Annotated in this window: 16 protein-coding genes; 10 read left to right on the forward strand and 6 right to left on the reverse strand. The window is 68.2% G+C overall.

Translation table 11 applies throughout. The features are described from left to right. Positions 1 to 129 precede the first annotated feature (129 nt). Positions 130 to 1,038, forward strand: a complete 909-nt coding sequence (gene rocF, locus R9X41_RS20305; protein ID WP_318632249.1) for an arginase — start codon at positions 130 to 132, stop codon at positions 1,036 to 1,038. A 118-nt stretch (positions 1,039 to 1,156) separates the two neighbouring features. Beyond that, positions 1,157 to 2,422 (forward strand): MFS transporter, encoded by a 1,266-nt coding sequence (locus R9X41_RS20310; RefSeq protein WP_318632250.1) that lies wholly within the window; start codon positions 1,157 to 1,159, stop codon positions 2,420 to 2,422. Between the two features lie 10 nt (positions 2,423 to 2,432). Here R9X41_RS20310 and R9X41_RS20315 read toward each other — a convergent pair whose 3' ends face one another. Next, the gene (locus tag R9X41_RS20315; RefSeq protein ID WP_318632251.1) at positions 2,433 to 3,128 is read right to left on the reverse strand and encodes a YggS family pyridoxal phosphate-dependent enzyme; all 696 of its coding nucleotides are present in this window, start codon (positions 3,126 to 3,128) and stop codon (positions 2,433 to 2,435) included. Between the two features lie 46 nt (positions 3,129 to 3,174). Here R9X41_RS20315 and R9X41_RS20320 point away from each other — a divergent pair, with 46 nt between their 5' ends. The 4 genes from R9X41_RS20320 to R9X41_RS20335 all read left to right on the forward strand — a co-directional run bounded on the left by R9X41_RS20320 (position 3,175) and on the right by R9X41_RS20335 (position 7,554). Beyond that, a complete protein-coding gene (locus R9X41_RS20320; protein WP_318632252.1) occupies positions 3,175 to 4,218 on the forward strand; it encodes a type IV pilus twitching motility protein PilT in 1,044 nt (347 codons plus the stop codon). Positions 4,219 to 4,296: 78 nt separating this feature from the next. Continuing rightward, entirely contained in the window at positions 4,297 to 4,932 is a 636-nt protein-coding gene (locus R9X41_RS20325; protein ID WP_318632253.1) for a Crp/Fnr family transcriptional regulator, read from the forward strand. A gap of 43 nt (positions 4,933 to 4,975) precedes the next feature. Then, entirely contained in the window at positions 4,976 to 6,115 is a 1,140-nt protein-coding gene (locus R9X41_RS20330) for a PilT/PilU family type 4a pilus ATPase (protein ID WP_318632254.1), read from the forward strand. A 509-nt stretch (positions 6,116 to 6,624) separates the two neighbouring features. After that, complete coding sequence (locus R9X41_RS20335; RefSeq protein ID WP_318632255.1) at positions 6,625 to 7,554, forward strand: NAD(P)-dependent oxidoreductase; 930 nt, start codon at positions 6,625 to 6,627, stop codon at positions 7,552 to 7,554. A 298-nt stretch (positions 7,555 to 7,852) separates the two neighbouring features. On the opposite strand, the gene R9X41_RS20340 is transcribed toward R9X41_RS20335, so the two are convergent. Continuing rightward, the gene (locus R9X41_RS20340) at positions 7,853 to 9,172 is read right to left on the reverse strand and encodes a phospholipase A (RefSeq protein ID WP_318632256.1); all 1,320 of its coding nucleotides are present in this window, start codon (positions 9,170 to 9,172) and stop codon (positions 7,853 to 7,855) included. 127 nt (positions 9,173 to 9,299) lie between these two features. After that, positions 9,300 to 11,369, reverse strand: coding sequence for an ATP-dependent helicase (locus R9X41_RS20345; protein WP_318632257.1), 2,070 nt, complete (start codon positions 11,367 to 11,369; stop codon positions 9,300 to 9,302). 169 nt (positions 11,370 to 11,538) lie between these two features. On the opposite strand from R9X41_RS20345, the gene R9X41_RS20350 reads away from it, so the two are divergent. The 4 genes from R9X41_RS20350 to R9X41_RS20365 all read left to right on the forward strand — a co-directional run bounded on the left by R9X41_RS20350 (position 11,539) and on the right by R9X41_RS20365 (position 14,373). After that, positions 11,539 to 12,495, forward strand: a complete 957-nt coding sequence (locus R9X41_RS20350; protein ID WP_318632258.1) for an AEC family transporter — start codon at positions 11,539 to 11,541, stop codon at positions 12,493 to 12,495. 166 nt (positions 12,496 to 12,661) lie between these two features. Continuing rightward, positions 12,662 to 12,910, forward strand: coding sequence for a hypothetical protein (locus R9X41_RS20355; protein ID WP_318632259.1), 249 nt, complete (start codon positions 12,662 to 12,664; stop codon positions 12,908 to 12,910). Positions 12,911 to 13,022: 112 nt separating this feature from the next. Then, positions 13,023 to 13,616, forward strand: coding sequence for an SIS domain-containing protein (locus R9X41_RS20360; protein ID WP_318632260.1), 594 nt, complete (start codon positions 13,023 to 13,025; stop codon positions 13,614 to 13,616). A 1-nt stretch (position 13,617) separates the two neighbouring features. Next, positions 13,618 to 14,373, forward strand: coding sequence for a BON domain-containing protein (locus R9X41_RS20365; RefSeq protein ID WP_318632261.1), 756 nt, complete (start codon positions 13,618 to 13,620; stop codon positions 14,371 to 14,373). A 13-nt stretch (positions 14,374 to 14,386) separates the two neighbouring features. On the opposite strand, the gene R9X41_RS20370 is transcribed toward R9X41_RS20365, so the two are convergent. The 3 genes from R9X41_RS20370 to R9X41_RS20380 form a co-directional block, all read right to left on the reverse strand. Then, positions 14,387 to 15,325: an ROK family protein gene (locus R9X41_RS20370; protein WP_318632262.1), complete on the reverse strand. Its 939-nt coding sequence runs from the start codon at positions 15,323 to 15,325 to the stop codon at positions 14,387 to 14,389. Positions 15,326 to 15,429: 104 nt separating this feature from the next. Beyond that, positions 15,430 to 15,624 carry a DUF2905 domain-containing protein gene (locus tag R9X41_RS20375; RefSeq protein WP_318632263.1) on the reverse strand — a complete coding sequence of 65 codons (195 nt, stop codon included), beginning with the start codon at positions 15,622 to 15,624 and terminating at the stop codon, positions 15,430 to 15,432. A gap of 8 nt (positions 15,625 to 15,632) precedes the next feature. Further along, entirely contained in the window at positions 15,633 to 16,736 is a 1,104-nt protein-coding gene (locus R9X41_RS20380; protein ID WP_318632264.1) for a class I SAM-dependent methyltransferase, read from the reverse strand. Positions 16,737 to 16,745 lie beyond the last annotated feature (9 nt).

A 16,745-nucleotide genomic window follows, 5' to 3' on the forward strand; every position in this document is an offset into this window, starting at 1 on the left:
ACGCGGGCACCCACTTACATACGTAAAACAGCAGGCTACTTGTAAGCATTGGCATCCATCCCAATGCCGTCTCGCCACCTCGCATCACGCGCAAAATAGTAGTGTTTTCAACAACGGAAAAGGCCTTCCATGCCAGCCCGGGTCCATCTCATCGGAGCACCGACCGACGTCGGCGCCAGTGTCCGGGGTTGCAGCATGGGGCCCGAGGCCTTGCGGGTGGCGGGGCTCGCCGCCGCCCTCCAGGGCGTGGGCCTGGAAGTGCACGACACCGGCAATCTGGCCGGTCCGCTCGCCTCGGCGCCGCGTTCACCGCACCACGCGCACCATCACCTCGACGAAGTCGTGCGCTGGAACCGCGCGGTGTTCGACGCGGTCGGCCAGGCGCTCGCCGACGGCGCCACGCCGCTGATGATGGGTGGCGACCACTGCCTGGCCATCGGCTCGATCAGCGCGGTGGCCGCGCACTGCCGGCGCGAGGGCCGCAAGCTGCGGGTGCTGTGGCTCGACGCGCATTCCGACGTCAACACCGAGGCCACCAGCCCCAGCGGCAACCTGCACGGCATGCCGGTGGCCTGCCTGCTCGGGCGCGGGCCGGCGGCGCTCACCGGCTGGAGCGGCACCGCGCAGGCGCTGCAGACGCAGGACATCGGCTTCATCGGCATCCGCAGCGTGGACCCCGGCGAGCGCCTGGCGATCCGCGACTTCGGGCTGTCGGTCTACGACATGCGCTACATCGACGAGCACGGCATGCGCGCCACCATGACCGAGGCGCTGATGGGCGTGGACGAGGACACCCATCTGCACGTGAGCTTCGACGTCGACTGCCTCGACCCGGTCGACGCGCCCGGCGTGGGCACCGCGGTGCGCGGCGGGCCGACCTACCGCGAGATGCAGCTGTGCATGGAAATGATCGCCGACACCGGCCGGCTCGGCTCGCTCGACCTGGTGGAGCTCAATCCGGCGCTAGACGTACGCAACCAGACCGCCGAAGTGGCCGTGGAGCTGCTGCAGAGTCTGTTCGGCCTGAGCACGCTCTGAGCGGCCGGCGGCGGCCGTCGCATGCCGCACCAGTGCGCTCGCTCTCGCCGGCGGCACGGGGCGCGGCGGGTCGATCCCTGCTAGGCTCGAAAGCTTTTCCCTGCTGCCTCCCCCGCCCATGTCGCCTTCTCCCCTGACCCCGGCACCCGTTCTGGCACCCGGCCGGGAGCGCGCCCTGCTCTGGCTGCTGGCCCTCACCCAGTTCACCATCATCGTGGACTTCATGGTGATGATGCCGCTGGGGCCGCAGATCATGCAGGCCTTCTCCATCGGCACCGGCGCCTTCGCCGCCGCCGTGTCGGCGTATTCCTGGTGCGCGGGCGTCTCGGGATTGCTGGCGGCCACCTACATCGACCGCTTCGACCGCCGCCGGATGCTGCTGGTGGTCTACGCACTCTTCGCTGTCTCCAACCTCGTCTGCGCGCTGGCCACCAACTACCACGCCTTGCTGCTGTCGCGTGCCTTCGCCGGGCTCACCGGCGGCGTGCTGGGCTCGCTGGTGCTGGCGATCATCGGCGACGTGATCCCGCCCCAGCGCCGGGGCGCGGCCATGGGCGTGGTGATGACCTCGTTTTCCCTGGCCGCCGTCGCCGGCGTGCCGCTCGGCGTGGTGCTGGGCGCGCACTACGGCTGGAGCTCGCCGTTCTTCGAGCTGGTGATTCTCTCGGCCGTCATCTGGGCCGGCGCCTGGAAGGTGCTGCCCTCGCTCACCGCGCACATCCAGGTGCCGCCGCTGCCGCTGTCGCGCACGCTGCCGGAGCTGTGGTCGCTGATGCGCGAACCGTCGCACCTGCGCGGCTTCGCGCTCACCGCCATCGTCATGGCCTCGCACATGCTGATCGTGCCCTTCATCTCGCCGAACTTCGTCGGCAACTTGGGCGTGAAGCCGGAGAACATCTCGCTGATCTACATGGCCGGTGGCTTTGCCATGTTCTTCAGCTCGCGCACCGTCGGCCGCCTGTCGGATCGCTTCGGCGCCCGCCAGACCTTCCGCGCCGCCGCGCTGTGCTCGCTGCTGCCCGCCCTGTTCATGACGCACCTGCCCCAGTTGCCGCTGTGGGGGCTGATCCTGTTCTTTCCGTTCTTCATGGTCACCGCCAACTCCCGGATGATTCCGGTGCAGGCGCTGCTGACCACCGTGCCGGCGCCGCACCGGCGCGGCGCCTTCATGAGCGTGAACTCGGCAGTCCAGCAGATCGCCACCGGCACCGGCGCGTGGATCGGCGGCCTGCTGCTCACCACCACGCCCGACGGCCGCATCCACGGCTACGGCACCAACGGCTGGCTGTGCTGCGCCTGCGTGCTGCTGGCGATGTGGTGGGTGGGCAAGGTGCAGGCGTACGGGCAACCTGCCGGTAGCGCGGCGGCGGCGCGGACGGTCTGAGCGGCTCGTTTCAGGCGTCAGGCTTCGGCCGCGCGCCGAAAATGGCCGATCCCACCCGCACCATGGTGCTGCCGGCGGCGATCGCCGATTCGACATCGGCCGACATGCCCATCGACAGCGTGTCCAGCGCCAGCCCCCGCGCGCACAAGGCATCGAACAGCTCCCGCGCGCGACGGTGCACCGTCAGTTGCGCAGCGTAATCGGCCGCCGGCTCGGGAATCGTCATCAGCCCGCGCAGCCGCAGCCTCGGCAGCGCCGCGACCGCCTCGGCCAACGCGGCAGCCCCTTCCGGCGCCACGCCCGACTTGGACGCCCCGCCGTCGATATTGACCTGCAGGCACACGTTGAGCGCCGGCAGGTGTTCCGGCCGCTGGGCCGACAGCCGCTCGGCGATCTTCAGCCGGTCCACCGACTGCACCCAGTCGAACTTCTCGGCCGCAAGCCGCGTCTTGTTGGACTGGATCGGGCCGATGCAGTGCCATTCGGCGCCCTGGCCGGCCAGGGCATCGATCTTGCCTGCGGCTTCCTGCAGGTAGTTCTCGCCGAAGGCCGTCTGGCCCGCTTCCAGCGCCTCGCGGACCGCATCCGCGTCGAACGTCTTGGAAACCGCCAGCAGGCGTACTTCGGAAGGGTTTCTTCCGGCGGCGGCACAGGCCGTGGCGATACGCCCACGCACTGCCGCCAGGGTGTTACAGATCGTTGTCATAATGATTTGGAGCGTAGCAAAACGATCCGGAACCAGGGAGCTTGCGTTGGATATCACTCAGTTGCTGGCCTTCAGCGTCAAGAACAAGGCCTCCGACCTGCATCTGTCGGCGGGTCTGCCGCCCATGATCCGGGTGCACGGCGACGTGCGCCGCATCAATGTCGAGCCGCTGGACCACAAGATGGTCCATTCGATGGTCTACGACATCATGAACGACGGCCAGCGCAAGATCTACGAGGAGTTCCTGGAGATCGACTTCTCCTTCGAGATCGAAGGCCTGGCGCGCTTCCGGGTCAACGCCTTCAACCAGAACCGGGGCGCCGGTGCGGTGTTCCGCACCATTCCCTCGAAGATCCTCACGCTGGAGCAGCTTGGCGCGCCCAAGATCTTCGCCGACCTGGCCATGAAGCCGCGCGGCATGGTGCTGGTGACCGGGCCTACCGGCTCGGGCAAGTCGACCACGCTGGCCGCGATGGTCAACTATCTCAACGAAAACGAGTACGGCCACATCCTCACCGTGGAAGACCCGATCGAGTTCGTGCACGAATCGAAGAAGTGCCTGATCAACCAGCGCGAGGTCGGCCCGCACACCCGCAACTTCGCCGCCGCCCTGCGCTCGGCGCTGCGGGAGGATCCCGACGCGATCCTGGTCGGCGAAATGCGCGACCTGGAAACCATCCGCCTGGCCATGACCGCCGCCGAGACCGGCCACCTGGTCTTCGGCACGCTGCACACCTCGTCGGCCGCCAAGACCATCGACCGGATCATCGACGTGTTCCCGGCCGAGGAGAAGGACATGATCCGCGCCATGCTGTCGGAGTCGCTGCAGGCGGTGATCTCGCAGACGCTGTGCAAGACCAAGGACGGCCAGGGCCGGGTGGCGGCGCACGAGATCATGTTGGGCACTTCCGCCATCCGCAACCTGATCCGCGAGGCCAAGGTGGCGCAGATGTATTCGGCGATCCAGACCGGCAACAGCGTCGGCATGCAGACGCTCGACCAGAACCTCACCGAACTGGTCCGGCGCGGCACGATCACACCGGCCGAAGCACGCTCGAAGGCCAAGACGCCAGAGAATTTCCCCGGCTGACCCGTTCGCTCGTTTACTCGCTCGCTCATTCGTTACCCTTCCATCGATCCGGCACCACGCCCCCACTGGAGACCGCGCATGAAAGGCATTCTTGAACTGCTCCGCAACAAGAACCCCGCCCGCCTGGCCCCGGCGGGCGAGACGACGGATTCGGTCTTCTTCTCCACCGCCTTCGCCGACCAGGGCGTGGACGCCTCGGTGCTGGTGCCCTGGGAAGCGCGCGCGGTCGAGATCGGTGCCCGCCGGCTGGCCGCGGGCCGGGGCGTGAAGCAGTTGCAGCAGGTCTGGTCGCGCGACAAGCACATGTGCACGCTGGAGCCCGAGCGCATCGCCGCGCTGGAGCGTTTTTTCCAGTTCGCCACGGTGCCGGCCGGCCGCGAGGTGATCCGGCAGGACGAATACGGCAACTTCGCGCTGGTGCTGCTCGAAGGCCGCATCTCGGTCGACCGCAAACAGCCCTGGGGCGAACGCCTGCGCCTGGCCGAGACGCGGCCGGGCGACATCCTGGGCGAGATGTCGCTGCTCGACAGCGGCCAGCGTTTCTCGGCCTGCACCACTCTCACCGACTGCGACATCGCGGTGCTGGGTGCCGAAGCCATGGACGAGATGATGGACGCCGAGCCGCACACCGCCTGCCATCTGGTCGCGCTGCTCGCGCGCAAGCTGTCGCTGCGGCTGCGCATGGTGAGTGCCAGCCTGGGCGAGAACAAGTAGTAGTTGTCAGCAGTCGCGGCACCGCCGCACGAGGATCGATTCGATGGAACGCGACCAGGCCAGTAAATTCATCAACGACCTGCTCAAGCTGATGATCAGCCGGGGCGGCAGCGACATGTTCATCACGGCCGACTTTCCGCCGGCGATGAAGGTCGACGGCAAGCTCACCAAGGTGTCGCCGCAGCCGCTGACCGCAGCCCACACGCTGGCGCTGGCGCGCTCCATCATGAACGACCGCCAGGCCTCGGAATTCGAGCGCACCAAGGAATGCAATTTCGCGATCTCGCCGGCGAGCGTGGGGCGGTTCCGGGTCAACGCCTTCGTGCAGCAGGGCAAGGTCGGCATGGTGATGCGGCTGATCCCCACCAACATTCCGACCATGGAAGCCCTGCGCATGCCCGAGGTGCTCAAGGAGGTGGTGATGGCCAAGCGCGGCCTGTGCATCCTGGTCGGCGCCACCGGCTCGGGCAAGTCGACCACGCTGGCGGCCATGATCGACCACCGCAACGAGAACTCCTACGGCCACATCATCACCATCGAGGATCCGGTGGAATTCGTGCATCCGCACAAGAACTGCGTGGTGACCCAGCGCGAGGTGGGGCTCGATACCGACAACTGGGACATCGCGCTGAAGAACACGCTGCGGCAGGCGCCCGACGTGATCCTGATGGGTGAAATCCGCGACCGCGAAACGATGGAGCATGCGATCGCCTTCAGCGAAACCGGCCACCTGTGCATGGCCACGCTGCACGCCAACAGCGCCAACCAGGCAATCGACCGCATCATCAACTTCTTCCCCGAAGAGCGCCGCCAGCAGCTGCTGATGGACATATCGCTCAACCTGAAGGCGATGATTTCGCAGCGGCTGATTCCAGTGCAGGACGGCAAGGGCCGCGCCGCCGCGGTGGAGGTGATGCTCAACTCGCCGCTGATCTCGGACCTGATCTTCAAGGGCGAGGTATCCGAGATCAAGGAGATCATGAAGAAGAGCCGCAACCTCGGCATGCAGACCTTCGACCAGGCGCTGTTCGATCTGTACGAGGCCCACCAGGTGACGTACGAGGATGCGCTGCGCAATGCGGATTCGGTGAACGACCTGCGGCTGCAGATCAAGCTCAACAGTCAACGTGCGAAGGACCACCAGGACCTGAGTCGTGGGACCGAGCACCTGGAGATTGTTTAGCCCCTCGGCGGCTCAGTGCCCCTCGGCTTATTCACTCCGCTTCGCTGCGTGTAAACGCCATCCCCCGAGGGGAGGGCTTCGCCGAGTCCAGGGAAACCCTGGCCTGGCGAGCTAAGTGCCCCTCGGCTTTTTCACTTCGCTTTGCTACGTGTAAACGCCATCCCCCAGGGGGAGGGCTTCGCCGAGTCCAGGGAAACCCTGGCCTGGCGAGCTAAGTGCCCCTCGGCTTTTTCACTTCGCTTTGCTACGTGTAAACGCCATCCCCCAGGGGGAGGGCTTCGCCGAGTCCAGGGAAACCCTGGCCTGGCTCTACCGGGATATGAGCGCTATCGAGAGGTTGCGCCGGCTGCTGACCGGGGGCAAGCGCTTTCGGGTGGTGGCGCCCGCTGCTGACTGGGGATGAGCGCCATCAGGGGACGGCGCTCGCGGCTGAATGGGGGAGCGCTATCGAGTCGTCTTCCTTGGCTAGCCGGGGTAAATGGTTTCGAGGGCTGCGCTAAGCTCGGCGGATGAGCACACTCAACTCCAAAACCTACTCCGCAACGCCTGCCCGCACCGTCGCCTTTCTGGGGCTGGGTGTGATGGGCGGGCCGATGGCCGGGCATCTGGCGCTGGCCGGGCATCGGGTCACGGTCTTCAACCGCACCGCTTCCAAGGCCGAGGCCTGGGCGGCCGAATTCAGCGGCCAACATGCGCCTACGCCACGCGAGGCGGTGGCGGGTGCGGAGATCGTCTTCTGCTGCGTCGGCAACGACGACGACCTGCGCTCGGTGGTGCTGGGCAGTGTCGACGATGACGGCGGCCGGCGCGACGACGGGGCGCTGGCAGGCATGAAGCCGGGCACCATCTTCGTGGACCACACCACCGCGTCGGCCGACGTGGCGCGCGAGCTGTACGCGGCGGCCAAGGCCCTGGGTGTGCAGTTCGTCGACGCGCCGGTTTCGGGCGGACAGGCCGGCGCGCAGAACGGCGCGCTGACCGTGATGTGCGGCGGCGACGCCGATGCCTTCGCCGCCATGGAGCCGGTCGCCACCGCCTTCTCGCGTGCGGTCACCCTGATGGGCGAGGCCGGCGCCGGCCAGCTCACCAAGATGTGCAACCAGATCTGCATCGCCGGCATCGTGCAGGGCCTGTCCGAAGCCATCGCCTTCGGCCAGCGCGCGGGCCTGGACATGAAGCAGGCACTCGAGGTCATCGGCAAGGGCGCGGCGCAGAGCTGGCAGATGGACAACCGCGGCAAGACCATGGTGGACGGCAAGTTCGACTTCGGCTTCGCCGTCGACTGGATGCGCAAGGACCTGGGCCTGGTCCTCGACGAAGCCCGCCGCAACGGAGCCCGCGTCCCCGTCACCGCCCTGGTCGACCAGTTCTACGGCGACGTGCAACTCATGGGTGGCCAGCGCTGGGACACCTCGTCGCTGCTGAAGCGGCTGGGTTGATTCCCGCCCAGGTGCCGCATCGCCCGCGCGGCGAAGCGGCCCCGCCGCCCGCGAATCGCACCACTGCCCGGTAGCGCTCGACCACGGACAGCATCGAGCACAACGCCCAATACCACCCGACCATGGCCAGCATCGGGCACAACGCCCGATACCGCCCAACCATGGCCCGCATCGAGCCGACGCCCGATAGCGCGCATATCCCAGTAAAGCCACGCCAGGGTTCCCCTGGCGTAGGCGAAGCCTTCCCCTTGGTGGATGGCGTTTACACGCAGCGAAGCGGAGTGAAAAAGCCGAGGGGCTAAAAATCCACTATGGAGAAGCCGACGCTCAGCACCGTGCGTTTGCGGTTGTAGTCGATCAGGCTGTCGCCGTAGCCGCTGAACAGCTGGGTATGAAAGCGCAGGCCGCTGTAGCTGTTGCCCTTGCCGTCGCCCAACGAGCGCAGCCACTCCAGGCGACCCGAGCCGCGCGCGTCGCCGCCGGGGGTGCCACGCACCGTGGCGATGAAGGTATTGCGGGTGCTCGGGTTCCAGGTGACGGCGACCTCGCCCCTGCCGATGTAGTTGGAGATGTAGGGGTTGTTGTCGTCGTTGGCCGCCTCGTGCAGCCGCTTCCAGATGCGGCCGGTCACGCTGAAGGTGTTGTCCTTCTCGAAGCCGGTCATCAGGTAGAAGCGGTTCCAGCTGCGCGACAGCGGGTCGCTCTGGCCGTTGGACTGGTGCACCAGCCCGGCGCCGCTGTAGCGCCATTTCCAACCGAAGGGCAGCGAGGCGGTCGTCGGATAGACGTAGATCATCTCCGGCTCGTAGTCGGTGCTGCGGAACGGACGCGACAGTCCGCTGTTGAAGAATTGCCAGTACGACTGCTGGCTGTAGGCCAGCCAGAGCGAGTCGCGCAGCGGCGAGTCGGGCGCGGTCAGCAGGCCGCTGGCCAGCTTGGTGCGCACCGACAGCTGCAGCCGCAGCTCCTGGCGACGGTAATCGCTGACCGTGGTGGAACTGTTGTTCGGATTTTCCGAGGTCGGCTGCTGATTGACCGAGCTCGAGGTGATCGCCGACAGGCTGTTGGCGCGGAAACCGCGCAGGCTGAAAGTGGGGCACGACGTGCCGGACTCCAGCTCCCAAAAGCGTGACAGATCGGAGAACTGCCGGTCCTTGCAGCCCTGCTCCAGGCCGACGCCGATGATGCCGGTGGACGCGGTGGGCGTGGTGGCGGCGCCCTCGGGCGTGGCCGGTTGTGCGGTGGCCAGGGCGGCGGTCACGTCGGCCTTGATGGCGGATGCCGCGGCGCCGGGTGGCGGCGTGCTGGTCACGCTGGCGGCGGCGGCAGCCGAGCGCTGCTCCACCTGCTCGACCAGCACCTTCTGATTGGCGGCCCATTGGTCGAAGCAGGCCAGGCGGGCGTTGTTGGCGGTCAGGGCCTGGCACTGCTGCCAGGCGGTGACCGCCGCGGCCCGCTCCGAGGAAAGTTGCGACACCGGCGGCACCTTGCCGGCAGCCGGGCGCGCGGAGGATTGGGCGAATGCGCCGGGAGAGGCGAGCATCAGCAGCGTGCCGGCCGCCAGGCCTGCCGGGGCGCGCCAGCCAGGCCGCGCCGTCGTTGTCCGTTTCGAGCGCATCGATCGGGCTTTCAAAAGGAAAAGTAAGGGGTGTAAGCGATTGATCGCGATGCTAAGCGCGCGTCGATCGCTCACCTGTCAGAAACCGGCGCAATTTGCGCGCCATGGCCGCAGAACCACGTTTTTATCAGGGCTTGGCCGGCGCGGCGGAGGCTTCGGCCCGCTTGGCGAACTCCGCACGAAGGGCGCGCAGCTTTTCGCGCGGGTCCTCGCGCACCGTGTTGCGGTCTAGCGCCATTTCGGCGATGAAGCGGCTGGGCTTGGCTGCGACCATCTCCCGGCCCTTCTTGCGCCGCTTGGTCCAGCTCACCGCCAGGCTGCGTTGCGCGCGGGTAATGCCCACATACATGAGGCGGCGCTCTTCCTCCAGCCGCTGGGTGGTTTCGGCGCTCACCACCTGCTGGCGGCCGCCGTCGTCGTCGAGCTTGAAGGGCAACAAGCCTTCGGTGACGCCGACCAGCATCACGTGCGGCCACTCCAGGCCCTTGGAGGCGTGGAGCGTGGAGAGCGTGACGACGTCCTGGTCCTTCTCGCGTTCACTGATGGTGGACAGCAGCGACACCGTCTGCACCACCTCCAGCAGCGTCTTGGTCTCGCTGGCGATGTTGGCGCCGGAGGCGTCGTCGATGATGCCGCCGCAGCGCTGCGCCATCCAGTCGATGAAATCGAGCACGTTGCTCCAGCGCGCGGCCGCGACCTTGTCGCTGTCCTCGCCGTCGAGCAGGTGTTGTTCGTAGCCGATCTCCTTGAGCCACTCCAGCAGGAAGACCTTGGCGTCCTCGGCGCCCACGGTGCGGCGGGCGCGGTACTCCAGGTCGTTGATGTAGCGGCCGAACTCGTGGAGCTGCTGCAGGGCGCGGTCGGGCATGAGCGCGGCGAGCGAGGACGAGAACAGCGAGGCGAACAGGCTGAGCTTGTAGCTGGCGCCGTATTCGCCGAGCTTGCCCAGCGTGGTGTGGCCGATGCCGCGCTTGGGCGTGGTCACCGAGCGCAGAAACGCCGGATCGTCGTCATTGTTGACCCACAGGCGCAGCCAGGCGCAGAGGTCGCGGATCTCGGCGCGGTCGAAGAAGCCGGTGCCGCCCGACACCTTGTAGGGAATGTTGGCTCGGCGCAGCGCCTTCTCGAAGGGCTTGGCCATGTGGTTGGCGCGATAGAGCACCGCGAAGCTGCGCCACTCCTTGTGCTGGGAGGTCTCGCGCAGGCTCTGGATGCGCGCCACCGCACGGTCGGCCTCGTGCTCCTCGCTGTCGGCATCGACCACCCGCACCGGCTCGCCTTCGCCGAGTTCGGAGAACAGCGTCTTGGGAAACAGCTTGGGATTGGGCTGGATGACGTTGTTGGCCGCCCGCAGGATCGCGCTGGTGGAGCGGTAGTTCTGCTCGAGCTTGATCACCTTGAGCGTGGGGTAGTCGACCGGCAGCTTCTTGAGGTTGTCGAGCGTGGCGCCGCGCCAGCCATAGATGGATTGGTCGTCGTCGCCCACCGCGGTGAACCGGCCGCGATCGCCCACCAGCAGCTTGAGCAGCTCGTACTGGGTGGCGTTGGTGTCCTGGTATTCGTCGACCAGCACATGGCCGAGCGCCTTCTGCCACTTCTCGCGCACTTCCGGGAAGTCGCGCAGCAGCTTCAGCGGCATGCCGATCAGGTCGTCGAAGTCGACGCTCTGGTAGGCGGTGAGGCGCTCTTCGTAGCGCTCCATCACCTTGGCGATGATGCGTTCGTTGTCGTCGGCGGCCACCTGCAGCGCGGCGGCGCTGTCCAGGCCCATGTTCTTCCACTTGCTGATGGTCCACTGCCAAATGCGCGCCGTGGCCGCGTCGACGGTGCCGCCGGCGGCGTCCTTGATGATGCCGACCACGTCGTCGGCGTCGAGGATGCTGAACTGGGCCTTGAGTCCCAGCACCTTGCCGTCTTCGCGCATCAGCCGCACGCCCAGCGCGTGGAAGGTGCATACCGCCACCTCCTTGGCCTGCTTGCCGATGATGTGGCGGGCGCGCTCGCGCATCTCGCTGGCGGCCTTGTTGGTGAAGGTGATGGCGGCGATGCGCTTGGGTTCGAGCCCGGCCTGGATCAGCCGGCCGATCTTCATGGTGATGACGCGCGTCTTGCCGGAACCGGCGCCAGCGAGCACGAGGCAGGGCCCGTGCAGATAGTTGACGGCTTCCTGCTGGGCGAGATTGAGACCGGCGGACATGGGAGAACGAAACGCGAGAAGAGCCCGAAAAAGGCGAAAAAAGAGAGTGGCGCGGGCGCGGCGGGGGTCGGCCGCTGGGCGGACGACGCGGGCCGAATGCCGCAGCGTGCCGCTCGCCGGGCGCAGCCGGTCATGATAACGGTCCGCCCGCTGCCTCCTTCCCGTCGCCGTGTCTTCCGTCTTCGCCGTCACCTTCCCCTTTTTCGCGCTGGTACTCGTCGGCTACCTCGCCGCCCGCCGGGGCGTGCTGTCGATTACCGCCATTCCGGGCCTCAACGCCTTCGTGCTGTATTTCGCGCTGCCCTGCATGCTGTTTCGCTTCGGCGCCGGCGCGCCGCTGTCCCAACTGCTCGACCCGCGCCCGGCCGCGGTCTACCTCGGCGCCGGCGCGGTGATGGTGGCGTTGGCGATCTGGTACGCGCGGCGCGGCGGCTGGGGCTGGAACGACGCGGCCTTCGGCGCGCTGGTCACCGCCTTTCCCAACACCGGCTTCATGGGCGTGCCGCTGATCGTCGCCCTGCTCTCGCAGGCCGCGGCCGGCCCGGTGGTGCAGGTGATGGCCATCGACATGGTGATCACCAGCTCGGTCTGCATCGCGCTGTCGCGGCTCGACGGCGCCGGTGCCCACGGCGCGGCCATGGCGCTGCGGCAGGCGCTGCGCGGCATGGCGGTCAACCCGTTGCCCTGGGCGGTGCTGCTCGGCGGACTGGCATCGGCGACCGGGCTGCGGCTGCCGGGGCCGGTCGACCAGACCCTGGCGCTGCTCGGCAACGCCGCGCCGCCGGTGGCGCTATTCACCATCGGTGCAGTGCTGGCACGCTCGCAGATGGGCCACGACACCGCCGTCGCCTGGCCGGCCTACCTGCCGCTGGCCATCGCCAAGCTGGTGCTGCACCCGGCGCTGGTGCTGGCCGGCGCCTGGCTGGCGGGCGCAGCCGGGGCGACGTTGCCGCCGGTGGCGCGGGCGGCCATCGTGCTGGTCGCCGCGCTGCCGTCGGCGAGCAACGTGGCGGTGCTGTCCGAGCGCTTCGGCGCCCACAACGGTCGCATCGCACGGATCATCATGGTGTCGACCTTGCTCGCGTTTCTGAGCTTTTCTGTCGCCGTCGCGCTGGTCACCGGCTGACCGGATGCCCGCCGCCGGCTGTCGTCCGACGGGCGCGGGGCTTCGTCATTCAAAAGCGGGGTTCCGTCGCAAAGTCGGGCCATGCGGTGCGCGTATTCCTAGGATCGCCGACGCCGTTCGAACAGGAACGGCGTCAATACATCCAAAGATCGGTCTTATGCGCAGCATGAATCTTGAGCAACTGCGAGCCACCGTCAGCGCCGGTGGTGTCGAAAACGTCACCTTGCGCGGCAGGGGCGACAGCTTCTTCGTCGAAATCGCCACCCGCAGCGGCCAGCAGGCCACGCTGGCCCGGGTGCGCGGGCCGGAGCCGCGGTCCTTCATCAATCCACGCTCCGGGCTCGGCATGCTGCGCGAGGCCGGCGTGTTCAACGTGACGGTCGACCTGACCGATTGGGAACCGCTCAAGAAGTAGCCTCGCCGCGCTCGCCACGGTCGGGCATGCCAAGCATTCGAAGAATGCGCCGCAACCCTTTGCCGCAACTTGGCTTATTCCTTCAGGGCCGCCGCCGGTATCATCGCGGCCCATGCTCGAACAACGCATCCAGCAGCACTTCATCGACAGCGCGGACCTGAACTACCAGGCGTCCGAAGCGCTGGGAGTGCCCATCGCCCAGGCCGTGCAGGCCGTGGTCGCCTGCATCACCGGCGGTGGCAAGACGCTCGCCTGCGGCAACGGCGCCTCCGCCGCCCTGGCCCAGACCCTGGCCGCCCACTTCGTCGGCGGCTTCGAGCGCGACCGTCCCGAGCTCGCCGCCCTTACGCTCACCCTCGACGGCACCCTGCTCACCACCGCCGGCCTCGATCCCGACCCGGCCGTCGTCTTCGCCCGCCAGGTGCGCGCGCTCGGCCATGCCGGCGACGTGCTCGTCGTGCTGTCGGCCGGCGGCAACTGCGGCAACGTCATTGGCGCCATCGCCGCCGCGCACGAGCGCGACATGACCGTGGTCGCGCTGACCGGCCGCCACGGCGGCCGCATCGCCGGCATGCTGCGCGAGACCGACGTCCACATCGGCGTACCGCACGACCGCGTGGCACGCGTCCACGAAGTCCACCTTTTGGCCCTTCACTGCATCTGCGACGGCGTGGATGCACAACTTCTCGGCGACCAGGAGTCCTGACATGAACCAGCGTTTTTCCTTCTTCGACCAGGCCGTGGCGGTCTCCCGCCTGCGCCTGCCGGCCGCCGTGCTCGCCGCCGGTGCCCTGCTGTCGGGCCTCAGCGGCTGCGTGCCGCTGGTGGTGGGCGGCGCCATGGCAGGCACCAGCGCGGTGGTCGTCGACCGCCGCACCGCCGGCACCCAACTCGAGGACGAATCGATCGAGCAACGCGCCGCGAGCGCCGTGCGCACCAATTTCGCGGACCGGGTCCACGTCAACATCACCAGCTTCAACCGCCAACTGCTGTTGACCGGCGAAGTGCCGACCGCGCAGGACAAGGAACGGGTCGAGCAATACGTGGCGCGGGTGGAAAACGTGCGCAATGTGGTCAACGCGCTCGACGTGATGCCGGCCAGCGGCCTCACCGACCGCTCTCGCGACACCTTCATCACCACCAAGGTCAAGGCGAGCTTCGTCGATGCCAAGGACCTGGTCTCCAGCGCCTTCAAGGTCGTCACCGAACGCGGTGTCGTCTACCTGATGGGCCGGGTGAGCAAGCGTGAAGCCGATCGCTCGGCCGAGATCGCCCGCGGCGTTTCGGGCGTGGTGAAGGTGGTGCGCGTCTACGAACTGATCAGCGAGCAGGAACTCGCCGACATCGGCCGCCAGCAGCCGCCGGCCACTGGCACCTCCAATACGGCGCCGGCCGCCGCGCCCGCACCGGCACCCGCTGCGGCACCGGCCGACAGCGGCGCCGTCGTCACCCCGGTCCGCTGAGCACGCGGCCGATTCAGTCGACCAGCGCCAGCGCCGCGTAGTCGCCGACCTTGTCGGCGAGCCCGGCCGGCACCAGCTCCACGCCGGCGGTGAGCGCCGGCAGGTGGCCCGACACATAGGCCTGCAGCTTGGGCAGCAGCAGCTCCCGGTGGTGCCAGAACACGCTGCCGCCCAGGCTGATGCGCTGCAGGTCGAGCAGCGCGACGATGTTGTAGAGGCCGCGGCCCATGGTGCGGCACAGCGCGTCGACGATGCCGACCGCGTCGGCGTGTCCGTCCCGCGCCGCTTCGAGCAGCGGCTCGGCGCCGTCGAAGCCCCGGTCGGCGAAGCGCCTGCCGATGGCGATGCCCGCCACCAGCGATTCCAGGTCACCGTGGTTGCCGCAGCCGCAGATGGCGTGGCGGTCGTCGTCGCTCACGAAAGTGTGGCCGCCGTGCCCGGCGTTGCCGTTCTTGCCCCGCAGGATGCGGCCGTCCACGCAGAGCCCCATGCCGATGCCGGTGCTCCAGGTGACGTAGGCGCAATGGTCCACGCCCTGCAGCGCGCCCCAGCGACGCTCGGCCTCCAGCGCGGCCACGCAGTCGTTTTCCACCCGCACCAGGCGGAAGCGCTCGCGCAGCGGGCCCTCGATGGGCACCGTCATCCAGTCGTTGGGCAACGGGCTGCCGGCGCCGGCCAGGCCGCCGCAGATGTTGGGTGTGGAAAGCTCGATCATGCCGCCGGCCATCACGAAAGGGCCGGTGGACGAAACGCCCACCTGCTCCATCGAGGCCGGGTCGATGCCGGCTTCGGCGCACGCGGTGTCGATCATGCCGAGGATCTGCCGGGCCACCGCGCCGGAATCACCCTCCTTCGCGGTGGGCTGACGCTGGCGAAAGAGCAGTTCGCGACTACCGGGCGGGGAGAGGCTGACCGCGACTTTGGTGCCTCCGATATCGACGCAAACACGCATGGGATGCTGTCCTGTGACCTGTTGCTGGGATCACGTCAGTTTAGGAGGCGACCACCCGCCGTGGTGTAAGCCGTGGCCGCAGGCGTTCGGGCCGGCGCGGAAACTCAGAACAGCTTGGAGATACCGGCAGCCACCATGCCGGCCAGGATGGTGCTGGTCACCGGCAGGTGCCATTCGCGGCCGCGCCAGCGCCAGTGCAGGTCGCCGGGCAGCCGGCCCAGGCCGAAGCGGCCCAGCCAGGGGGCGGCCCAGCTGATCAGGATCAGCACCAGGAAAACGACGAGGTAGAGCCGGATCATGCGGGCACCTACAGCCGGTGGCTCCGGTCGCCGTGCGCGAAGCCGACCGGCATCCAGTCGGCCGGCAGGCCACGGCCGAGCGCGATCACCTTGAACAGCTCGCCCATCTCGTGCTCGTTGACCAGGTGCAGCGGCAGGCCGCGCTGCGCCGGCGTCAGGGTGTCGAGCATCTGGCCGAAGCCGCAGTTGTAGAGAAAGTGCGCCTGGCTGGCGTAACCGAGCAGCTCCAGGCCGGCGTCCTGCGCGGCCACCGCGACGTCGGTGAAATCGACGTGTGCCGTGATGTCCTTCACGCCGACGTCGACCAGCGGATCGCTGTCGGCGCGGTGCTCGCGGTGGCACATCACCGTGCCCATGTGGCGCTGCGGGTGGTAGTACTCGGCTTCCGGAAAGCCGTAGTCGATGAGGAACACCGCGCCCCGCGCCAGCCGGTCGCCCAGCGTGGCCACGAAAGCGCGACCCTGCGGGTGGATCTCGGTCAGGTAGTCGTGCGGCCCGGCGATCTCGACCGGCGGGCGTTGATCGGTGGGGCGGTCGCTCCAGGCGAAGCCGCCCCGGCCGTCGTCGACCACGCCGCGCTCGAACCAGGCACCCTGCACGCGCGCCAGCAGCCGCACCGGCATCGCGTCGAGCACCTCGTTGCCGACGACCACGCCCTGCAGCGTTTCGGGCAGGCTTTCGGCCCAGCGCACGCGGTCGCCGAAGGCCGCCAGGGTTTCGGCCTGCCGCGCCCGCAAGGTACCGGACAGGTCGACGATGGTGTAGCGGCGCACCCGCTCGCCGAGCGCGCCCAGCAGTTGCGCCGCCAGGGCGCCGGTGCCGGCGCCGAATTCCCAGACCTCGTCGGTATCCGAGGCTTCCAGCGCATCGGCCACCTGCACCGCCAACGCCCGGCCGTAGAGCGGCGACAGCTCGGGCGCGGTGACGAAATCGCCGCCGCCGCCCTTCACGCCCGCCGGCATCGTGCCGAACTGACCGGCGCCGCGCGTGTAGTAGCCCAGGCCGGGCGTGTACAGCGCCAAGGCCATGAAGCGGTCGAAACCGATCCAGCCGCCGGCCGACGCGATCTCGTCGGCCACCACGTGTGCTGCCGTCCGTTCTGGCTCGGCCATGTCCGGCGA

The sequence above is a fragment of the Xylophilus sp. GOD-11R genome (assembly GCF_033546935.1).
Classification (GTDB): Bacteria; Pseudomonadota; Gammaproteobacteria; order Burkholderiales; family Burkholderiaceae_C; genus Xylophilus.

Coding starts and splice junctions, on each gene's coding strand:
- R9X41_RS20310 (WP_318632250.1), top strand. CDS start 1,157: ATGTCGCCTTCTCCCCTGACCCCGGCACCCGTTCTGGCACCCGGCCGG.
- R9X41_RS20345 (WP_318632257.1), bottom strand. CDS start 11,369: ATGTCCGCCGGTCTCAATCTCGCCCAGCAGGAAGCCGTCAACTATCTG.
- R9X41_RS20360 (WP_318632260.1), top strand. CDS start 13,023: ATGCTCGAACAACGCATCCAGCAGCACTTCATCGACAGCGCGGACCTG.
- R9X41_RS20380 (WP_318632264.1), bottom strand. CDS start 16,736: ATGGCCGAGCCAGAACGGACGGCAGCACACGTGGTGGCCGACGAGATC.
- R9X41_RS20335 (WP_318632255.1), top strand. CDS start 6,625: ATGAGCACACTCAACTCCAAAACCTACTCCGCAACGCCTGCCCGCACC.
- R9X41_RS20375 (WP_318632263.1), bottom strand. CDS start 15,624: ATGATCCGGCTCTACCTCGTCGTTTTCCTGGTGCTGATCCTGATCAGC.
- R9X41_RS20355 (WP_318632259.1), top strand. CDS start 12,662: ATGAATCTTGAGCAACTGCGAGCCACCGTCAGCGCCGGTGGTGTCGAA.
- R9X41_RS20315 (WP_318632251.1), bottom strand. CDS start 3,128: ATGACAACGATCTGTAACACCCTGGCGGCAGTGCGTGGGCGTATCGCC.
- R9X41_RS20370 (WP_318632262.1), bottom strand. CDS start 15,325: ATGCGTGTTTGCGTCGATATCGGAGGCACCAAAGTCGCGGTCAGCCTC.
- R9X41_RS20330 (WP_318632254.1), top strand. CDS start 4,976: ATGGAACGCGACCAGGCCAGTAAATTCATCAACGACCTGCTCAAGCTG.
- rocF (WP_318632249.1), top strand. CDS start 130: ATGCCAGCCCGGGTCCATCTCATCGGAGCACCGACCGACGTCGGCGCC.
- R9X41_RS20325 (WP_318632253.1), top strand. CDS start 4,297: ATGAAAGGCATTCTTGAACTGCTCCGCAACAAGAACCCCGCCCGCCTG.
- R9X41_RS20365 (WP_318632261.1), top strand. CDS start 13,618: ATGAACCAGCGTTTTTCCTTCTTCGACCAGGCCGTGGCGGTCTCCCGC.
- R9X41_RS20340 (WP_318632256.1), bottom strand. CDS start 9,172: ATGCGCTCGAAACGGACAACGACGGCGCGGCCTGGCTGGCGCGCCCCG.